This window comes from Streptomyces sp. NPDC006309 (assembly GCF_040613095.1).
Lineage (GTDB): Bacteria > Actinomycetota > Actinomycetes > Streptomycetales > Streptomycetaceae > Streptomyces.
Genome location: NZ_JBEXRO010000014.1, coordinates 139,391 through 156,765 on the forward strand (window position 1 = coordinate 139,391; position 17,375 = coordinate 156,765).

The window sequence follows — 17,375 nt, forward strand, 5'->3', positions numbered from 1 at the left end:
CTCAGGCCTCGGTCGACTCGGAGGACTCGGCAGCGGCCTCGTCCTTCTTCTCAGCCTTCTTCTTCTGGGTGATGGCCTCACCCTTGCCCTCGTCGTCTCCGCCGAGAGCCTCGAACGTCGGACGAGCGGCCTTCGGCTCGGCGACGAGGAGCGGCGCGGGAGCCGGCTCGCCCTTGAACTTCTGCCAGTCGCCGGTCTTCTTCAGGATGGCGAGAACGGGCTCGGTCGGCTGAGCGCCGACACCGAGCCAGTACGCCACGCGGTCGGCGTCCACCTCGATGATCGACGGGTGGTAGGTCGGGTGGTACTTGCCGATCTCCTCGATGGCCCGGCCGTCACGGCGGGTACGGGAGTCGGCGACGACGATGCGGTAGTGAGGCGAACGGATCTTGCCCAGACGCTTCAGCTTGATCTTGACTGCCACGGGAGTGGGTTCTCCTGGATTTGACGTGAGTTGGGCACGACGGGACGCCGCGTGGGGTTGCGGTACCCGAGTGCCCGACGGACGCGTCAGCCGGAGGAGAGAGGGGTCCTGTGCGGCTGTCGAGTACAGCTAGCCATTGTGCCATACCCGGCGGGTCGCCCTGTGCCGAGGGTGCGTGAGCCGGGGCGGGCAGCACGGCGCGACCCGGCGTGGACGTGACCGCGCGGGTGTTGTCCGCGCCGGCCCGTGCGGGGCGGGGTCCCCCCGGCCGGAAGGAGCCGGGGGGAGGCACGACCGTCCGCTGGGTGCGATGCCCTCGTCCGGCACCCACGAGATGCCGGTGACCGGGTTCGTGACTACGCCGCTCCCACGACCTCCGGGATCCGGAACGGCTTGCCGCAGCCGCCGCAGACGATGGGGGCCTGGGCCAGGACCGAGGGGACGACCCGGACGTTGCGGCCGCAGTCGCACACCGCCTTGACCCGGACGCCGCCGCCGGAGGAGCCGTGCCGGGCGGCCGGGCCGCGGAAGGTCCGGGAGGTGTCGGCCGAGGTGGCCACCGTGTGGGCCTTCAGCGCGCGCTGGAGCCGCTCGATGGTCGGGCGGAAACGCCGCTTCGCCTCGGGGTTGAGCGTGACCAGGGAGAAACCGCTGCTCGGGTGCGGCTCCTCGGGGTGGTCCAGGCCCAGCTCCTCGGCGATCGCGAGGAAACGACGGTTGTGGTAGCGGCCGGCCCGGGAGGTGTCGCGGACCCCCCGGGCGGCGGCGATGCCGTGGACTGCCTCATGGAGCAGTCGTTCGAAGGAGAGTGCGTGTCCGCACGCGGACGACGACTCTCCGATCAGGGACTCCGGCGCGGCGAGATCCGGCAGCTCGGGGTGGTACCGCTGAATGTCGGCCCACGCCTGCGCCAGCTCGGCGGCGAGAACTGGTGGTGTCTGTGTCGTGCTCACGTAATGACAACGAGCGGGGGTGCCGCTGTGTTCCTATTACGGGGCATCCCAAATAATTTGCACGTACCCGTCAGTTGCCGCTGATGCGTGGAGACGAGGGCGGGTGCGCTGATCTGCGGAGAAGCCTCGCAGCTCCTACCAAGCTGGTGCGTAGTCCGCGCTACGCCCGAGCCCGTAGGTCCTGGCACAACCATGAGCGGCGGATGCGCAAGAGGTGTTTCGGCCGCTTCCGGCGCTCGGTCTCACCTCGGTCAGCGTCCACGGCGCTCGTGACGTTACCCCGGGCCTCCCGGACCCCCGGCACCGGCCCGTCCCCGCGGCACGGACACCGTACGGCCGGCCGGATTGCCGGGACGTGAATTCTCGCCACACCGGTGCCCCGGCACCAAGCCGGGGTCCTCGACCCCTGGACGGCACCGCGAGGCGGGAGTTACCTGGCATACGTGGGAAGGGCGCGCGCACGGCACACGGGGGCCATGCGACCGGGCGCGGCGGCGGACTGTCGGCGGATTGGGGCGCTTACCTATGACACCTACGCTCGTGCGGCAGCACGTGTCTCACGCGGTCTCCGCACCGCGCGTGGACCGGAGCGCACGCGCGCGTGACTGGTCCGAGATCCAGGAGCGGATGCTCGTACCCCTGTACGAAACCGTGTACGACCGACTCGACGTGGGCCCCGGCACCCGGCTGCTGGGCCTGCGCTGCGGGGCCGGACTGGCCCTGCTGATGGCGGCCTCCCGAGGGGCCGCGGTCACGGGCGCCGACTCCGCGTCCCCCGAACGGCTCGCCCTGGCACGTGAGCGTCTGCTGCCGGCCCTCCCGTCCGGCAGACGGGGCGGCCCGCCCGGCACGCGCGCGCGTACGGCCGCGCGCCTCCTCGACGGCCCGCCCTCGTGCGCGATCGGCGCCGAGACGGCCGGGTACACCGTGGTCACCGTCCTGGAGCCGGTCGGCGGCCTCGCGGGCGACCCCGGGGGGCTCGGCGACCTCCTCGCCGCGGCGGTGCCGCTGGCCGGGCGCGGGGCCGCCGTGGTGCTGGCCGGCTGGGGACCGCCGGAGCGCTGCGCCACCGCCTCGGTGCTACGGGTGGCCGCGGAACCGGCCGGGCCGCCGCGCGGCGCGGACCACTGGCGGCCGGCCCGGCGGGACGACCTGGAGGAGGCCGCCGAGCGCGCCGGGCTCCGGCCGGACGGCTCGGGCCGGGTCGCCTGCCCGTTCGGGTACGCCGATCTCGACAGCGCCGTGCGCGGGCTGCTCTCCACCGGTCTGTTCGACGCGGCGATCGCGGCGACCGACGCCCGGCAGGTGGACAAGGAGCTGACGGAGGCCCTGCATCCGCACCGCCGCCCGGACGGCACGGTGTGGATGCCGAACGTCTTCCGCTACCTCGTCGCCCGCGTGCCCTGACCGGGGCCGTCCTCGCCGGAACGGGCCATGCCGGCGATCCGGTGGACGTCCGCCTCGGTGCGCCGGGGCCGGTCCGCCGGCTTGCGCGGCGGCGCGGGGTGGGCCGTATCGGGGCGGTACGGCACCGACCCGTCACCGGCATGCGCCGGGGGTGCCCCCGGTACTCAAGGGGCGCCCCCGGCGACGTACGGACCCGGTCGGTCCATGGGCGTGGTCAGCCCATGAACTTCTTGAACTCGTCCGGCAGCTCGAAGTCCTGGGGGACCTGCTGGCCGGGCAGCCCGAGCGCGCCCCCGTTCTGCGCGGCGGCCTCGCGGCGCTGGGCCGCCTCCAGCTCCTGCTGCTTGCGCTTCATCGGGTTGCCGGAGCGCTGCTTGCCCTTGGTCTTCTTCTGCTGCTTCTTCTGCCGGCCGGGGCCGCCGCCCATGCCCGGGATCCCCGGCATACCCGGCATGCCGCCGCCCTGGGCCAAGCGGGACATCATCTTGCGGGCCTCGAAGAACCGCTCGACCAGGTTCTTCACCGCGCTGACCTCGACACCCGAACCCTTGGCGATACGGGCGCGGCGGGAGCCGTTGATGATCGTCGGTTCCTGGCGCTCGGCCGGGGTCATCGACTTGATGATCGCGGCGGTGCGGTCGACGTCCCGCTCGTCCAGGTTGTTGATCTGGTCCTTGATCTGGCCCATGCCGGGGAGCATGCCGAGCAGCTTGCTGATGCTGCCCATCTTCCTGACCTGTTCCATCTGGGACAGGAAGTCGTCCAGGGTGAAGTCCTGGCCCTTCCTGGACGCCAGCTTCGAGGCCATCTTCTGGGCCTCTTCCTGGCTGAACGTCTTCTCCGCCTGCTCGATCAGGGTGAGCAGGTCACCCATGTCGAGGATGCGGGAGGCCATCCGGTCCGGGTGGAACGCGTCGAACTCGTCCAGCTTCTCGCCGTTGGAGGCGAACATGATCGGCTTGCCGGTGATCTGCCGGATCGACAGGGCCGCGCCACCACGGGCGTCGCCGTCGAGCTTGGAGAGGACCACGCCGTCGAAGCCGACGCCGTCACGGAAGGCCTCGGCGGTGTTGACGGCGTCCTGACCGATCATGGCGTCGACCACGAACAGGATCTCGTCCGGGGAGACCGCGTCCCGGATGTCCGCGGCCTGCTGCATCATGTCGGCGTCGATGCCGAGACGGCCTGCGGTGTCGACGATCACGATGTCGTGGACCTTGGACTTCGCGAACTCGATGGAGTCCTTGGCGACCTTCACCGGGTCACCGACGCCGTTGCCCGGCTCGGGGGCGTACACCGCGACGCCGGCGCGCTCGGCGACGACGCTCAGCTGGTTGACGGCGTTGGGGCGCTGGAGGTCACAGGCGACCAGCAGCGGGGAGTGGCCCTGCTCCTTCAGCCACCGGCCGAGCTTGCCCGCGAGGGTGGTCTTGCCGGCGCCCTGGAGACCGGCCAGCATGATCACGGTGGGCGGCTGCTTGGCGAAGCGCAGGCGGCGGGTCTCACCACCGAGGATGGTGACCAGTTCCTCGTTGACGATCTTGAGGACCTGCTGGGCGGGGTTCAGCGCCCGGGAGACCTCGGCACCGAGCGCGCGCTCCTTGAGGTTCTTGATGAACGACCGCACGACGGGCAGCGCCACGTCCGCTTCGAGGAGCGCGATACGGATCTCGCGTGCCGTGGCGTCGATGTCCGCCTCGGAGAGCCGTCCCTTGCCGCGCAGGTTCTTGAAAGTCGCTGACAGGCGATCGGAGAGAGTGTCGAACACGGCGCTCGCGGTCCTCGGGGTCGGTGACGGTCTTGAAGGGAATCGCCCTCCAGGGTATCCCGGCGCCGGGCGCACCGGGGCGGGGTCACCCGCGCAGCGTCTCCTCCAGTGCCCCGGCCGTCGACGTGGCGTCCTCGCCGGGCAGCGGCGCGCCCGTGCCCGTGGTGACGTAGAACGCGTCCACCGCGTTGGAGCCGAGCGTGCTCACGTGCATGCTCCGCACCCGTACGCCCGCCTTCTCCAGGGCCATGCCGATGCGGTACAGCAGGCCCGGCGCGTCCTGGGCACGGACCTCGATCACCGTGGCGTGGTGGGAGGCGGCCGGGGCCACGGTCACGCGGGGCGGCGGCGCGGTCCAGCCGCGGCGGCGGGGATAGGCCGCGTCGCGTTCGGCGAGGCGGCCGGCGATGTCCAGGGTGCCGTCCAGGGCCCGGACCAGGTCGGCGCGCAGGCGGGCCGCCTGCGGCAGGGAGCCGTACTCGGCGGCGACCCGCCAGTTCAGCAGGAGGACCGAGCCGGCGTCGTCCACGTCCGCGGGCAGGCGCAGGGCGCGCAGTTCCGCGGTGCGTACGGTCAGGCGGTGCACGGCGAGGACACCGGCGACCACGGGCAGCACGCCGGGCTGGTCGGGTACGGCGATGAGGAGTTCGACGCCCAGGGGTTCCGGGTCACCGGACGGTTCCTCGTCCGGGACGGGTTCGGTCTGGGCGCGCAGGGCGAGGACCGGGCCGCCGGTGCGGAAGGCCTCGATGCCGAGTCGTTCCTGCTCGGCGGTGGGCGCGGCCGGCTCGGGCTCGTCGGGGGCGTCCCCGGCGAGGACGGCGCGGACCCGGCGGACCAGGTCGGCGACGAGGGAGGCGCGCCAGGACGACCAGGCGGCCGGGCCGGTGGCGAGGGCGTCCGCCTCGGTGAGGGCGTGCAGCAGCTCCAGGATGCTCTGGGTGCCGACCGCCTCGGCGACCGAGCGGACCGTGGCCGGATCGTCCAGGTCGCGGCGGGTGGCCGTCTCCACCAGCAGCAGGTGGTGCCGCACGAGTGTGGACAGTGCCGCCACGTCCGCGCGGTCGAAGCCGATCCGCGCGGCGACGTCCCTGGCGATGATCTCGCCGGCCACCGAGTGGTCACCGGGCCAGCCCTTGCCGATGTCGTGCAGCAGGGCGGCGACGAGGAGCAGGTCGGGGCGGCTGACGCGGCGGGTGAGTTCGCAGGCGCGGACGGCGGTCTCGATCAGGTGCCGGTCGACGGTCCACACGTGCACGGCGTTGCGCTGGGGGCGGCAGCGGACCCGTTCCCAGTCGGGGAGCAGGCGGGTGATCAGGCCGTCTGCCTCCAGGGCCTCCCAGACGTCGACCGTCGGGCGGCCGGAGCCGAGCAGGGTGACCAGCTGTTCGCGGGCCTCGGCGGGCCAGGGCGCGGGCAGGGGGCGCGCGGTGGCGGCCATGCGCCGTACGGCGTGCGGGGAGAGCGGGAGGCCGGCCTGCGCGGCGGCGGCCGCGGCGCGCAGCGGGAGCACGGGGTCGCGTTCGGGACGTGCGGCGCGGGCGAGGACCACCTCGCCGTCCTGCTCGACGACACCCTCGGCGAGCGGCGAGCGCTCGGTGACGGGCTTGCCGCCGTCGCCCGCCACCGCCCTGCGGAGGAAGTCGCCGCGGTCCTTCGCCAGTTTCCGCAGGCGCGGCCGGACGGCGCGGGCGCGCAGCACGCGCCCCACCTCGCGCCAGGTGACGTCGCTGGCGTACGCGATCACGCGGGCCGCCTCGTAGACCTGCCGCAGCAGGGCGTCGGCGTCCAGCAGCCCCAGTGCGGCGGCCACCTGGTCCTGCTCCTGGAGGGCGAGCCGGTCGGTGGCGCGGCCGGTGGACAGGTGCAGGGCGTCGCGGACGTCGAGGAGGCGGCGGCGGGCGTCGGCCAGGCCCTCGCGCGGGGCGTCGGCCAGCCAGGACGCGGCGACGGCGCGCAGGGCGGTGGCGTCGCGGAGGCCGCCGCGGGCCTCCTTGAGGTCGGGTTCCAGCAGGTAGCGCAGTTCGCCCTGCCGTTCGGCGCGCTCGGCGCACAGTTCCCGGAGTTCGGGCAGGCGCTTGGGGGCCTGGTTGCGCCACTCGGTGAGGACGGCGGTGCGCAGACCGGCGGTGAGGCCGAGGTCGCCGGCGAGGTGGCGGGCGTCCAGGAGGCCGAGGTGGACCTTCAGGTCCTCGCCGGCCGTCCTGCGGGCCTCGGCCGGGGTGCGCACCGAGTGGTCCAGGGCGATGCCGAGGTCCCACACCGGGTACCAGAGCCGGTCGGCGAGGGCGGCGACCGCGCCGGGGTCCGAGCCGTCGTGCAGCAGCACGAGGTCGAGGTCGCTGCGCGGGGAGAGTTCCCCGCGGCCGTAGCCGCCGACGGCGACGAGCGAGACGCCGCCGAGGCCGCCGGCCGCCGCGCCGAACAGTCCGGCGAGCCAGTCGTCGGTCAGTTCCGCGAGGGCGCCGCGGCGCGGCGGCCCGGGCCGCGCCCCCTCACCGAGGAGGCGCAGCCGGGCCGCCGCGTAGCCGCTGGGTCCCGAGTCTTCCGCTTCGTCGCGCACATCCGTACCCGTCACCCGGCGACTCCGTTCTTCCGTCGTGTCCAAGCGCGTCCGTGTCAGAGCGCGTCCGGCCCGCGCTCGCCCGTGCGGACCCGTACCGCCGTCTCGACCGGGAGCGACCACACCTTGCCGTCGCCGATCTTGCCCGTACGGGCGGCCTTGACGACGACCTCGATCAGCTGCTCGGCGTCGTCGTCCTCGGCGAGGACCTCGATGCGGATCTTGGGGACGAGGTCGACGGTGTACTCGGCGCCGCGGTAGACCTCGGTGTGGCCCCGCTGCCGACCGTAACCGCTGGCCTCGGTGACCGTCAGTCCGTGGACGCCGAATGCCTGGAGGGCTTCCTTGATCTCGTCGAGCCGGTGGGGCTTGACGACGGCCGTGATGAGCTTCATGCGTCCACCTTCCTGGTCTGCGCAGCGCCCGGGGCGTGGGCGGTGGTCGCGGTGACCCCGCCGCCGGCGCCGCTGAAGTCGTATGCGGTCTCGGCGTGCTCCGCCTGGTCGATGCCGGAGACCTCCTCGTCCTCGGTGACCCGCATGCCGAGGGTCCGGTCGAGGAGGAAGGCGAGGACGGCGGAGACGATCAGGGAGTAGGCGAGGACCGCGAAGACACCGGCGCACTGCTTCCACAGCTGGGTGAAGGTGTGGTCGCCGTAGAGGACGCCCGTGGCGGCGGACTGGCCCTTGCCGGTGGCGAAGAAGCCGATGAGCAGCGAGCCGATGATGCCGCCGACCATGTGGACGCCGACGACGTCGAGGGAGTCGTCGAAGCCGAACCGGAACTTCAGGCCGACGGCCGCGGCGCAGGCCACACCGGCTATGGCGCCGACGGCGATCGCGCCGAGCGGGGAGACCGCGCCGCCGGAGGGCGTGATGGCGACCAGGCCGGCGACCGCGCCGGAGGCGGCGCCGAGCGTGGTGAAGGCGCCGTGGCGGATCTTCTCGTAGGCGAGCCAGGCCAGCATGGCGGCTGCGGTGGCGACCTGCGTGTTGACGAACATCAGCGCGCCGACGCCGTCGTCGTTGCCGAGCCAGGAGCCGGCGTTGAAGCCGAACCAGCCGAACCAGAGGAGACCGGCGCCGAGCATGACCAGCGGGAGGCTGTGCGGGCGCATGGGATCCCGCTTGAAGCCGACGCGCCTGCCGATGACGAGGATGACACCGAGGGCCGCCGCACCGGCGTTGATGTGGACCGCCGTACCGCCCGCGAAGTCGATCACGCCCAGCTTGTAGGCCCAGCCGTCGGCGCCCCAGACCCAGTGGGCGACCGGCACGTAGACGATCGTGACCCACAGGGTGATGAAGAGCGCCCAGGCGGAGAACTTGACGCGGTCGGCCAGGGCGCCGCTGATCAGGGCCGGTGTGATGATCGCGAACATCAGCTGGAAGACCATGAAGACGTAGACCGGGATGGTGTAGCCGTCCCAGAGCTCCGTCAGCCCGATGTGGCTGAGCCCGAACCAGTCGGTGTTCCAGCCGATCAGCTTGTTGCCCGTGCCGAAGGCGAGGGAGAAGCCGTAGAGCACCCAGAGAATGGTGACGATCCCGAGGCTGATGAAGCTCATCATCAGCATGTTCAGGGTGCTCTTGACGCGGACCATGCCTCCGTAGAAGAAGGCCAGGCCCGGTGTCATGAGCATCACCAGGGCGGAGCAGATGAGCATGAAGCCGGTGTTGGCGGACGACAGTCTGGGTGCGTCCGCCGCAAGCATGATGGCTGGTGCCATCGGCGTCTCCTCGTCGGTTGGTACGGCCCCGTGCGGGCGGTGCCTGGCGGTCCGGTCGGTTGAGGGGTGGCCGGTTATGCGCCCTGAGACTGGCGCAGCGCGGTTTCGGTGGGAGCCCCTCGTTGTTTCGCCCGGGTGACGAAGACGCCGTGCGTGTTACGCGTCGGTGAAGCGCGAGATGTCCGGCTGCGGGATCGTTATCGTGGCGCAACCTTCTGCGGGAGGAGAAGAACCGGCCGCGGCCGGCCTCTCGACGACCTGGCATGGGGGAGCCGAGTCGGGCAGTTCGGGAGGACCGGCCGCGGCCGGGGCATGTGTTTCTCCGCGGGTCAGACCGCCTCGGCGTTCTCGGGGAGATCGACGGCGAGCTTGTCGGCGAGGTCGATCACGGCGCCGAGGTCGCCGTAGTCGCGTACGGCCGTGTCGACCGTTTTTCGGATACGAGTGTTCACACGCTCGGAGCGGACCTTCTTGGCGATGTCCATGGCCTGTGCGGCGTAGGCCGTGCTCTGCTCGGGCTCGCCCTGGAGCAGGTGCACGGTGGCCACGCCGATGAGGTTGAGCGCGTAGGACCGCTGGTGCTCGGAGTCGTCGGCGAACAGCTCCACCGCCCGCCGCATGAGCGGCTCGGCGAGGGAGGCGTAGGTGGGGCTGCGGCCGGCGACGTAGGCGAGGTCGCGGTAGGAGTGGGAGTTCTCGGCGTACAGCTCGGCCTCCGAGAAGAAGCGGATCCAGTCCGGGTCCGGCTGGTCCCAGTCGTCGGCCTCGGTGAAGGTGTCCTCGGCCATGCGGACCGCGCGCTTGGTCCGGCCGGGCTGGCCCATGTTCGCGTAGGCGCGGGCCTCCATCGCATACAGCATGGACTGGGTGCGTGGGCCCGCGCAGTCGCGGCTGCCGTACTGGGCGAGGTGGATCAGCTCCAGGGCGTCCTCGGGCCGGCCGAGATGGATCATCTGGCGGCTCATGCTGGAGAGGATGTACGAGCCGAGCGGTTTGTCCCCGGCCTCCTTGGCGGCGTGCAGGGCGAGGACGAAGTACTTCTGCGCGGTGGGCTGGAGGCCGACGTCGTACGACATCCAGCCGGCCAGCTCGGCCAGTTCGGCGGCGACCTGGAACAGCTTGCGGGTGGTGGCCTGGGGCTGGGGTTCCTGGAGCAGGTCGGTGACCTCGTGCAGCTGGCCGACGACCGCCTTGCGGCGCAGGCCGCCGCCGCACTGGGCGTCCCACTGGCGGAACATGCGCGTGGTGGACTCCAGCAGGTCCAGCTCGGGCGGGGAGAGCCGGCCCGGCCGGCGGGAGTCCAGGACGGACCGCGGTTCGGACGGGCCCGTGACGCCCGGGACCGGCACGAGCCAGCGCTGCATGGGCTCGATGAGGGAGGGCCCCGCGGACAGCGCGAGGGAGGTGCCGAGGAAGCCGCGCCGGGCGAGCATCAGATCACTGCGGGAGAACTCGCTGAGCAGGGCGACCGCCTGCGGGCCCGTCCACGGCAGGTCGACGCCGGAGGCGGCGGGTGACTGGCGGGCGGCGCGCAGGCCGAGGTCCTCGATGGAGACCACGCAGCCGAAGCGCTCGGAGAACAGCTCCGAGAGGATGCGCGGGATCGGTTCGCGCGGGTTCTCGCCGTCCAGCCAGCGCCGCACGCGCGAGGTGTCGGTGGAGATGTGGTTGGCGCCCAACTGGCGTGCCCGGCGGTTCACTTGGCGGGCCAGCTCGCCCTTGGACCAGCCGCTGCGCACGAACCACGAACCGAGCAGCTCGTTGGGGCGCTTGTCAGCGTTGGTCCCGCTACCGCCGTTGCCGCCCACTGGAACGCCCCCATCCCTGAGACCACTTGTCGCCGAGTGCGCCAAGCCCTATCAGAATGCCGGTGAGAACGGTCCGTCGTCCGCCGCTTCTCACCCTTGGAACGAGCTGACGCCTTGCCTCCGGCATACCCACGGGTACTTGCACCCCCAGGACTCGCACACTGACAGTAATCCCCTGATCACGCTCCCAGCCACGGGAATCCCGGAAACGCCACCATTCGCCACCCCTTCGTATGAACTCACGGTCGGCTGCGCACGATTGACTTGACACAGGACGAACGGGAGCGGGCGAAGTGATGCACATGGGGGCGCGTGTCCCGCGATGTGCCACCCGATGTGCTTCCAAGCGCCGCTTCGTCCCCGGAGCGTCAGGGACGGGCGAGCCGTAACGTTACGTTCCGCTTCCATCTCGCTCCGTGGCGTAACCACCGGCGCGCAGCACCCGTTGGAGGGGGCATGGGCTTCACGATCGGCGGCATCCGTGAGATCCGTTCCGGCACGCGCCGGCGCGGCCGGTCCGCCGAGTGCACCGCGGTCGCCGAGTTCACCGGGCTGTGGGGCTGGGACGTGGTGCCGGGGGCGCGGGCCGCGGCGGGCGCCTGTTCGTGCGGACGCCCCGACTGCCCGGCACCGGGCGCGCACCCCCTGGACTTCGCACCGCCCGTGCCCGCCGGGGCCACGCTGGACGAGGTCGGCAAGGCCTGGGCCGAGTTCCCGGGCGCCTCGGTGATGCTGCCGGTGGGCCGGGCGTTCGATGTCCTCGAGGTCTCCGAGGCGGCCGGCCGCCGGGCCCTGGTCCGCCTGGAGCGCATGGGCCTCCCGCTCGGTCCGGTCACCGCCGGCCCGGACGGCCGCGCCCACTTCTTCGTGGCCCCCGGCTGTGCCGCGGACCTCCCCCGGCTGCTCTACCGCATGGGCTGGGACGACCCCGGCGCGCTGGACCTGCGCGGGCTGGGACCGGGGACGTACATCACCGCGCCGCCGTCCGACCGGGGCGGGCTGGGCCCGGTGCGATGGCTGCGCCCGCCCGCGCTGGACGCCGCGACACGCCCGCCGGCGGCCCGGCTCCTGCTGGGCGCGCTGGCCTACGTGGCGCACCGCTCCCGCGACTGAACCGGCGGGCGCACAAGGCGAAGCGCCCGTCCCCGACTGCACCTCGGGGGCGGGCGCTTCTCATCTCTTGCGCGGCGCGGGACACCTACCCCGCCGCGGCTGCTCCCTTACTCGCCGATGAGCGCGTCCACGAACGCCTCCGGCTCGAACGGCGCGAGGTCGTCCGCCCCTTCGCCGAGCCCGATCAGCTTCACGGGCACGCCCAGCTCGCGCTGGACCGCGACGACGATGCCGCCCTTGGCCGTGCCGTCCAGCTTGGTCAGCACGATGCCGGTGATGTTCACGACCTCGGCGAACACACGGGCCTGCACCAGGCCGTTCTGGCCGGTGGTGGCGTCCAGGACGAGCAGCACCTCGTCCAGCGGCGCGTGCTTCTCCACCACACGCTTGACCTTGCCCAGCTCGTCCATGAGGCCGGTCTTGGTGTGCAGGCGGCCGGCGGTGTCGATGAGGACGACGTCGACCCCCATCTCCTTGCCCTCCTTGACCGCGTCGAAGGCCACGGAGGCGGGGTCGCCGCCCTCGGGGCCGCGCACGGTGTGGGCGCCGACGCGCTCGCCCCAGGTCTGGAGCTGGTCGGCGGCGGCGGCCCGGAAGGTGTCGGCGGCACCCAGGACGACGGTGCGGCCGTCGGCGACCAGCACCCGGGCGAGCTTGCCGGTGGTGGTGGTCTTGCCGGTGCCGTTGACGCCGACGACCATCACGATGCCCGGCCTGCGGCCCTCGGGCTCGGTCCTGACCGCGCGGTCGACGTCGGTGCCGACCAGGTGGAGCAGCTCCTCGCGCAGCAGGCCGCGCAGCTCCACGGGAGTGCGGGTGCCGAGCACCCGCACGCGTTCGCGCAGCCGCTCGACCAGTTCCTGGGTGGGCTGCACGCCGACGTCGGCGGTGAGCAGCGTGTCCTCGATCTCCTCCCAGGTGTCCTCGTCGAGGTGCTCACGGGAGAGCAGCGTGAGCAGACCCTTGCCGAGGGCGTTCTGCGAGCGGGACAGGCGGGCGCGCAGCCGGATCAGCCGGCCTGCGGTGGGCTCCGGGATCTCGATCCCGACGGGAGCCTCGACTACGGGGGGTTCCTCGACGGCGACCGGTGCGGGGCCGCCCGGGAGATCCACCTCCTCGATCGTCCGGCGCGGTTCGTCGCGCGGCGTCTCGGCCTCGTCGCCGACGTGCGGCTCGGCCGGTGGCGCGGTGATGTCGGGCGTTCTCGGGGGCGGCGGAGGCAGCGGCTTGTGGCGCCGGCTGCCCACGATCAGCCCGCCGAGCGCGCCGAGCACGACCACGGCGATGACTACAGCAAGGATGACGGTTTCCATAACCCGACCAGTATCGGCCATAGGCCTCCCGGGGACCTCGCTTGTGGCTTCCTCCGAGAGACAAACGCCACTTAACGCAAGGACTCGGAGCAAAGTACGATGGTGACACCGCTGTCCACGCGCGTAGAGTCCCCTCGTCCCCCTGTCCCCCCATGTCTGGCACCTCTTTCATGAGCAAAACCGTCGAGACCGAAGGCGCTCTCGAGACCCGCGGCATCGAGCAGGTCCCCGACCACGAGCGCACGGCGCGGACCCGCGAGCTGTTCCCCACCTGGGTCGGCGCGAACATCAGCGTGCTGCTGCTGACGATGGGCGCCAGCCTGGTCGTGGCCTACCACCTGAACATCTGGCAGGCGCTGGTCGTCGCCGTGGCCGCGCCGGTCGTGTCGTACGGCCTGGTCGGGCTGATCGGCATCGCGGGCAAGCGGGGCGGCGCCCCCGGCATGGCACTGTCGCGCGCGGTCTTCGGACAGCGCGGCAACCTGCTGCCCGGTTCGCTGATCTGGGTCGCGCGCTGGGGCTGGGAGACGATCAACGCGGTGACCGGCGCCTACGCGATGCTCACCATCCTGGACATCCTGTTCGGCATCAGGGCCAACAGCGTCCTCGACATGGTGATGCTGCTGGCGTTCGTCGTGGCGACCTTCGTGATCTCCGGGCTCGGCATCAACGCCGTGCAGAAGTGCAACAAGTACGCGACGTACCTCTTCGGTCTCTTCTCCGTGCTGGTCCTGGGCTACCTGGTGGCGAACACCGACTGGTCGAAGGTCATGCACCACGGTGCCGGCTCCACGGCCTCGGTGATCACCGGCGTCGGCATGATCGCGGCCGGTGGCGTCAGCTGGATCCCGTCCGCGCCGGACTTCACCCGCTATCTGCCGCGTACGGCGTCCTCGAAGGCGATCGTGGGGACGGCGGTGGGCGGCGCCGGTGTCGTCGTCCTGCCCATGGTCCTGATGGGCGCGGTCATGGCGGTGTCCACGCCGGACCTGGCCTCGGCCACCGACCCGGTGTCCTTCCTCGGCGAGATCCTGCCGACGTGGATCGCGGTGCCGTACCTGGTCATCGCGCTGATCGGCATGCTGCTGATCAACTCCATGTCGATGTACTCGGCGGGCTTCACCGCGCAGACCCTCGGCTTCAAGGTGCCGCGCCACTGGGCGGTCTCGGTCAACGCCGTGATCTCGCTGGTCTTCGGCGGTGTGCTGATGCTGGTGGCGACGAGCTTCATGGGCTCCTTCATCGCCTTCCTGTCCCTGCTCGCGGTCGCCTTCTCCGCCTGGGTCGGCGTCTTCGGCGCGGACATGCTGCGCCGCACGGAGTACGACGGCCGGGCCATGGCCGACACCACGCGCACCAGCGCCTACTGGTACCGGGGCGGCTTCTCCCCCGCGGCCGTGGCCGCGTGGGCGATCGGTCTGCTGTCGGGGCTGATGTTCACCACGTCCGACTGGTTCACCGGCCCGCTCGCGAAGAACAACGTGATCGGCGAGTACGGCCTCGGCTGGGTGGCGACGGTCGTCATCTCCGGTGTGCTGTACCTGGTGCTGCCGAAGCCCGCGGTCGATCGCCCGGCGACCGCCACGCCCGCGCCGGAGCCGGAGCCCGAGCCCCTGACCGTCTGACCCACAACGGCCACCGTCCCCCTCCCCGAGCCACTCGGGGAGGGGGACTTCCGCGTCCCGTACGACGGGGGTACGACCGGCCCCGGCTGCCGTGCCTACCGGGCGCCCGGAGCGTCGCAGGGGGTCCGCCGTCGTTCGCGCAGCAGGTGCTGTCCCGGCTGGGTGACCGACCGACGACCGGCCGTTCCCCCCGGTGCCCTCCGGAGCCGCCGACGAGAACGCGGCGAGCGCGCGCCCGCATCCGGAAGGGAGGCGCCCGCGGCTCCGGCCCCCTGAGCTGCCGTTCCTGCCGGGCGCGCACCGCCGAGTACGGCGGCACCGGGCGCCGCCGGTGGGAGACGGGGGCGGCGGGGTCCACGGCTGTTCGCGGAACGGGTGCTGACCTGGGTCGTCCCAGTGCAGGTCCAGCGCCGCGTCGTGCCGCTGTCCCGGCGGCAGCGCTCGATCCGCACGTGCAGCGGCAGCGGATGCGTCGCGGCACCGGCGGAGCCTGCCCGGCGGCCCACTGCGCGTGCCCGGCGGCCTCCGCCAGCCGGCCCGAACCGCCGTGACCGACGCGGCGACCGACCGCGACCCCGCGCCCGATGAGGGGCGGCACGTGGGCCGCGCGTCCCGCCCGGCGGGCCCGCGCCCGCCGCTTCGGCTTCGTCGGCTTGCGCGGCTTCGGATCGCCCGGCTCTGGCCCCCCGGACCCCGGACCCCCGGGCCGCCCGTCCTGCGGGGCGTCCGGACCGGCGCTGTTGGGGGACGGAAGGTGAGGGGTCCACCGCTCTTCGCGGAGCGGGTGCTGTTGTCCCGGCTCGGTGACCGACGCCGGCGACCGGCGGCCCGCGCCCCGCGCCTGATGACCCCGGGACCGCCGGGACCACCGGGGCCGCCGGGGAGGCCGGGGACACCGGGGACGCCGGGGAGGCCGGGGACACCGGGGACACCGGGGCTGCCGGGGACACCGGGGACACCGGGGACGCCGGGGACGCCGGGGAGGCGGCTGCGTACCGCGCGCCGCATCCGGGAGGCCGGCGCCCGTGGCCCCGGCTCGCCCGGCTCCGGCGGCTTCCGTTCCCGCGGGCTTCGGCTCCTGCCGCTCCGGCGGCTTCGCGGCCGTGAGGCCGGACATGCACACCGCCGCCCCCGGTCCGGGCAGTGGCCGGGACCGGGGGCGGCGGACGGTACGAGGAGAGGGGCAGCGGGGACTTGGCCCTTCTCCCCGAGTTCGGGGAGGCCTCGCTACGAGGCTCAGCCCATCTCCTCCAGGGTCTTGCCCTTCGTCTCCTTGACGAACTTGAGGACGAACGGGATGGAGAGCGCGGCGAAGACCGTGTAGATCACGTACGTGCCGGAGAGGTTCCAGTCGGCCAGGGACGGGAAGCTCGCGGTGATGGCCCAGTTGGCGATCCACTGCGCGGCGGCGGCCACGCCGAGGGCGGCGGCGCGGATCCGGTTCGGGAACATCTCACCGAGGAAGACCCAGACCACCACGCCCCAGGAGAGGGCGAAGAAGAGGACGAACACGTGAGCGGCGATCAGGGCGACCCAGCCCTGTGTGGCGGGCAGCTTGCCGCCGACGAGGTCGTAGGAGAACGCCCAGGCCTCCAGCGCGAGACCCACGACCATGCCGACCGAGCCGATGAGGGCGAGCGGCTTGCGGCCGACGCGGTCGACGAAGATCATCGCGATCACGGTGCCGACGATGTTGATGATCGACGTCGTGAACGAGTAGAGGAACGAGTCCGTCGGGTCGACGCCGACCGACTGCCACAGCGTCGAGGAGTAGTAGAACGCGACGTTGATGCCGACGAACTGCTGGAAGACCGACAGGCCGATACCGACCCAGACGATCGGCTTGAAGAAGAAACCGCCGCCGAGCAGGTCCTTGAACGTGGACTTGTGCTCGCTCTTCATCGCGTGCTCGATCTCGGCGACGCGCGCGTTCAGGTCGATGTCCTTGCCCTCGACCTCGGCGAGGATCTCGCGGGCGCGCTCACGCTTGCCCACGGAGAGCAGGAAGCGGGGCGACTCGGGGATCGCGAAGGACAGCAGGCCGTACAGGACGGCCGGGACGACCATCACACCGAGCATGACCTGCCAGGCCTCCAGGCCCATCAGCTTGCCGCGCTGGTCGCCGCCGGCGGCGTTGAGCAGGCCCCAGTTGACCAGCTGGGAGATGGCGATGCCGATGACGATCGCGGCCTGCTGGAAGGAGCCGAGCCGGCCGCGGTAGGCGGGCGGGGCGACCTCGGCGATGTAGGCCGGGCCGATGACGGACGCCATGCCGATGGCGAAGCCGCCGATGACGCGCCAGAAGGCGAGGTCCCACAGCGCGAAGGGCAGCGCGGAGCCGACGGCGCTGAGGGTGAACAGGACGGCGGCGATCTGCATGCAACGGATGCGGCCGATCCGGTCGGCTATGCGGCCGGCGGTGGCGGCGCCGATGGCGCAGCCGATCAGGGCGATCGCGATGACCTGGGCCAGGGCCGCCGAACCGACGTCGTAGCGGCTGCGGATGGCCTCGACGGCGCCGTTGATGACGGAGCTGTCGTAACCGAACAGGAAACCGCCCATGGCGGCAGCCGCCGCGATGAAGATGACGTGCCCGAGATGATCGGGATGAGCCGTCCTGGCTCCTGGCTGAGGTGCCTGCGCTGTGCTGGTCACGGAAAAACTCCTCGGGC

At 72.3% G+C, this 17,375-nt stretch carries 12 protein-coding genes; 3 read left to right on the forward strand and 9 right to left on the reverse strand.

Annotated features, from left to right (window positions below; translation table 11 throughout):
- Position 1: 1 nt before the first annotated feature.
- Both rpsP and ABZ117_RS19910 read right to left on the reverse strand, forming a co-directional pair.
- Complete coding sequence (gene rpsP / locus ABZ117_RS19905) at positions 2-424, reverse strand: 30S ribosomal protein S16 (protein WP_121786685.1); 423 nt, start codon at positions 422-424, stop codon at positions 2-4.
- Between the two features lie 356 nt (positions 425-780).
- On the reverse strand, positions 781-1,377 hold the full coding sequence (locus ABZ117_RS19910; protein WP_356822470.1) for a hypothetical protein: 597 nt from the start codon (positions 1,375-1,377) through the stop codon (positions 781-783).
- A 525-nt stretch (positions 1,378-1,902) separates the two neighbouring features.
- On the opposite strand from ABZ117_RS19910, the gene ABZ117_RS19915 reads away from it, so the two are divergent.
- Positions 1,903-2,784, forward strand: coding sequence for an SAM-dependent methyltransferase (locus tag ABZ117_RS19915; RefSeq protein WP_356822472.1), 882 nt, complete (start codon positions 1,903-1,905; stop codon positions 2,782-2,784).
- Positions 2,785-2,998: 214 nt separating this feature from the next.
- On the opposite strand, the gene ffh is transcribed toward ABZ117_RS19915, so the two are convergent.
- From ffh to ABZ117_RS19940, 5 genes are all read right to left on the reverse strand, one after another.
- Positions 2,999-4,552, reverse strand: a complete 1,554-nt coding sequence (gene ffh / locus ABZ117_RS19920; RefSeq protein ID WP_356822474.1) for a signal recognition particle protein — start codon at positions 4,550-4,552, stop codon at positions 2,999-3,001.
- Between the two features lie 85 nt (positions 4,553-4,637).
- Positions 4,638-7,130: a [protein-PII] uridylyltransferase gene (locus ABZ117_RS19925; RefSeq protein WP_356822476.1), complete on the reverse strand. Its 2,493-nt coding sequence runs from the start codon at positions 7,128-7,130 to the stop codon at positions 4,638-4,640.
- 41 nt (positions 7,131-7,171) lie between these two features.
- Positions 7,172-7,510 carry a P-II family nitrogen regulator gene (locus ABZ117_RS19930; protein ID WP_039656487.1) on the reverse strand — a complete coding sequence of 113 codons (339 nt, stop codon included), beginning with the start codon at positions 7,508-7,510 and terminating at the stop codon, positions 7,172-7,174.
- Positions 7,507-8,844, reverse strand: a complete 1,338-nt coding sequence (locus ABZ117_RS19935) for an ammonium transporter (protein WP_356822478.1) — start codon at positions 8,842-8,844, stop codon at positions 7,507-7,509. The genes ABZ117_RS19930 and ABZ117_RS19935 overlap by 4 nt, the downstream gene beginning before the upstream one ends.
- A 329-nt stretch (positions 8,845-9,173) precedes the next feature.
- Entirely contained in the window at positions 9,174-10,652 is a 1,479-nt protein-coding gene (locus ABZ117_RS19940; RefSeq protein WP_356822480.1) for a hypothetical protein, read from the reverse strand.
- 456 nt (positions 10,653-11,108) lie between these two features.
- Between ABZ117_RS19940 and ABZ117_RS19945 the strand changes: the two genes are divergently transcribed.
- Positions 11,109-11,765, forward strand: a complete 657-nt coding sequence (locus ABZ117_RS19945) for a bifunctional DNA primase/polymerase (protein WP_356822482.1) — start codon at positions 11,109-11,111, stop codon at positions 11,763-11,765.
- A 107-nt stretch (positions 11,766-11,872) separates the two neighbouring features.
- Here the strand turns inward: ABZ117_RS19945 and ftsY are convergent, their stop codons facing one another.
- Positions 11,873-13,078, reverse strand: a complete 1,206-nt coding sequence (gene ftsY / locus ABZ117_RS19950) for a signal recognition particle-docking protein FtsY (RefSeq protein ID WP_356822484.1) — start codon at positions 13,076-13,078, stop codon at positions 11,873-11,875.
- 170 nt (positions 13,079-13,248) lie between these two features.
- On the opposite strand from ftsY, the gene ABZ117_RS19955 reads away from it, so the two are divergent.
- Positions 13,249-14,703 carry a cytosine permease gene (locus ABZ117_RS19955; RefSeq protein WP_356822486.1) on the forward strand — a complete coding sequence of 485 codons (1,455 nt, stop codon included), beginning with the start codon at positions 13,249-13,251 and terminating at the stop codon, positions 14,701-14,703.
- 1,236 nt (positions 14,704-15,939) lie between these two features.
- Here the strand turns inward: ABZ117_RS19955 and ABZ117_RS19960 are convergent.
- On the reverse strand, positions 15,940-17,358 hold the full coding sequence (locus ABZ117_RS19960; RefSeq protein ID WP_356822488.1) for a sugar porter family MFS transporter: 1,419 nt from the start codon (positions 17,356-17,358) through the stop codon (positions 15,940-15,942).
- Positions 17,359-17,375: the final 17 nt, after the last annotated feature.

What these genes read in the sequence shown, in the direction of transcription:
- ABZ117_RS19915 (WP_356822472.1), top strand. Translation starts at nt 1,903, where the DNA reads ATGACACCTACGCTCGTGCGGCAGCACGTGTCTCACGCGGTCTCCGCA.
- ABZ117_RS19930 (WP_039656487.1), bottom strand. Translation starts at nt 7,510, where the DNA reads ATGAAGCTCATCACGGCCGTCGTCAAGCCCCACCGGCTCGACGAGATC.
- ABZ117_RS19935 (WP_356822478.1), bottom strand. Translation starts at nt 8,844, where the DNA reads ATGGCACCAGCCATCATGCTTGCGGCGGACGCACCCAGACTGTCGTCC.
- ABZ117_RS19945 (WP_356822482.1), top strand. Translation starts at nt 11,109, where the DNA reads ATGGGCTTCACGATCGGCGGCATCCGTGAGATCCGTTCCGGCACGCGC.
- ftsY (WP_356822484.1), bottom strand. Translation starts at nt 13,078, where the DNA reads ATGGAAACCGTCATCCTTGCTGTAGTCATCGCCGTGGTCGTGCTCGGC.
- ABZ117_RS19955 (WP_356822486.1), top strand. Translation starts at nt 13,249, where the DNA reads ATGAGCAAAACCGTCGAGACCGAAGGCGCTCTCGAGACCCGCGGCATC.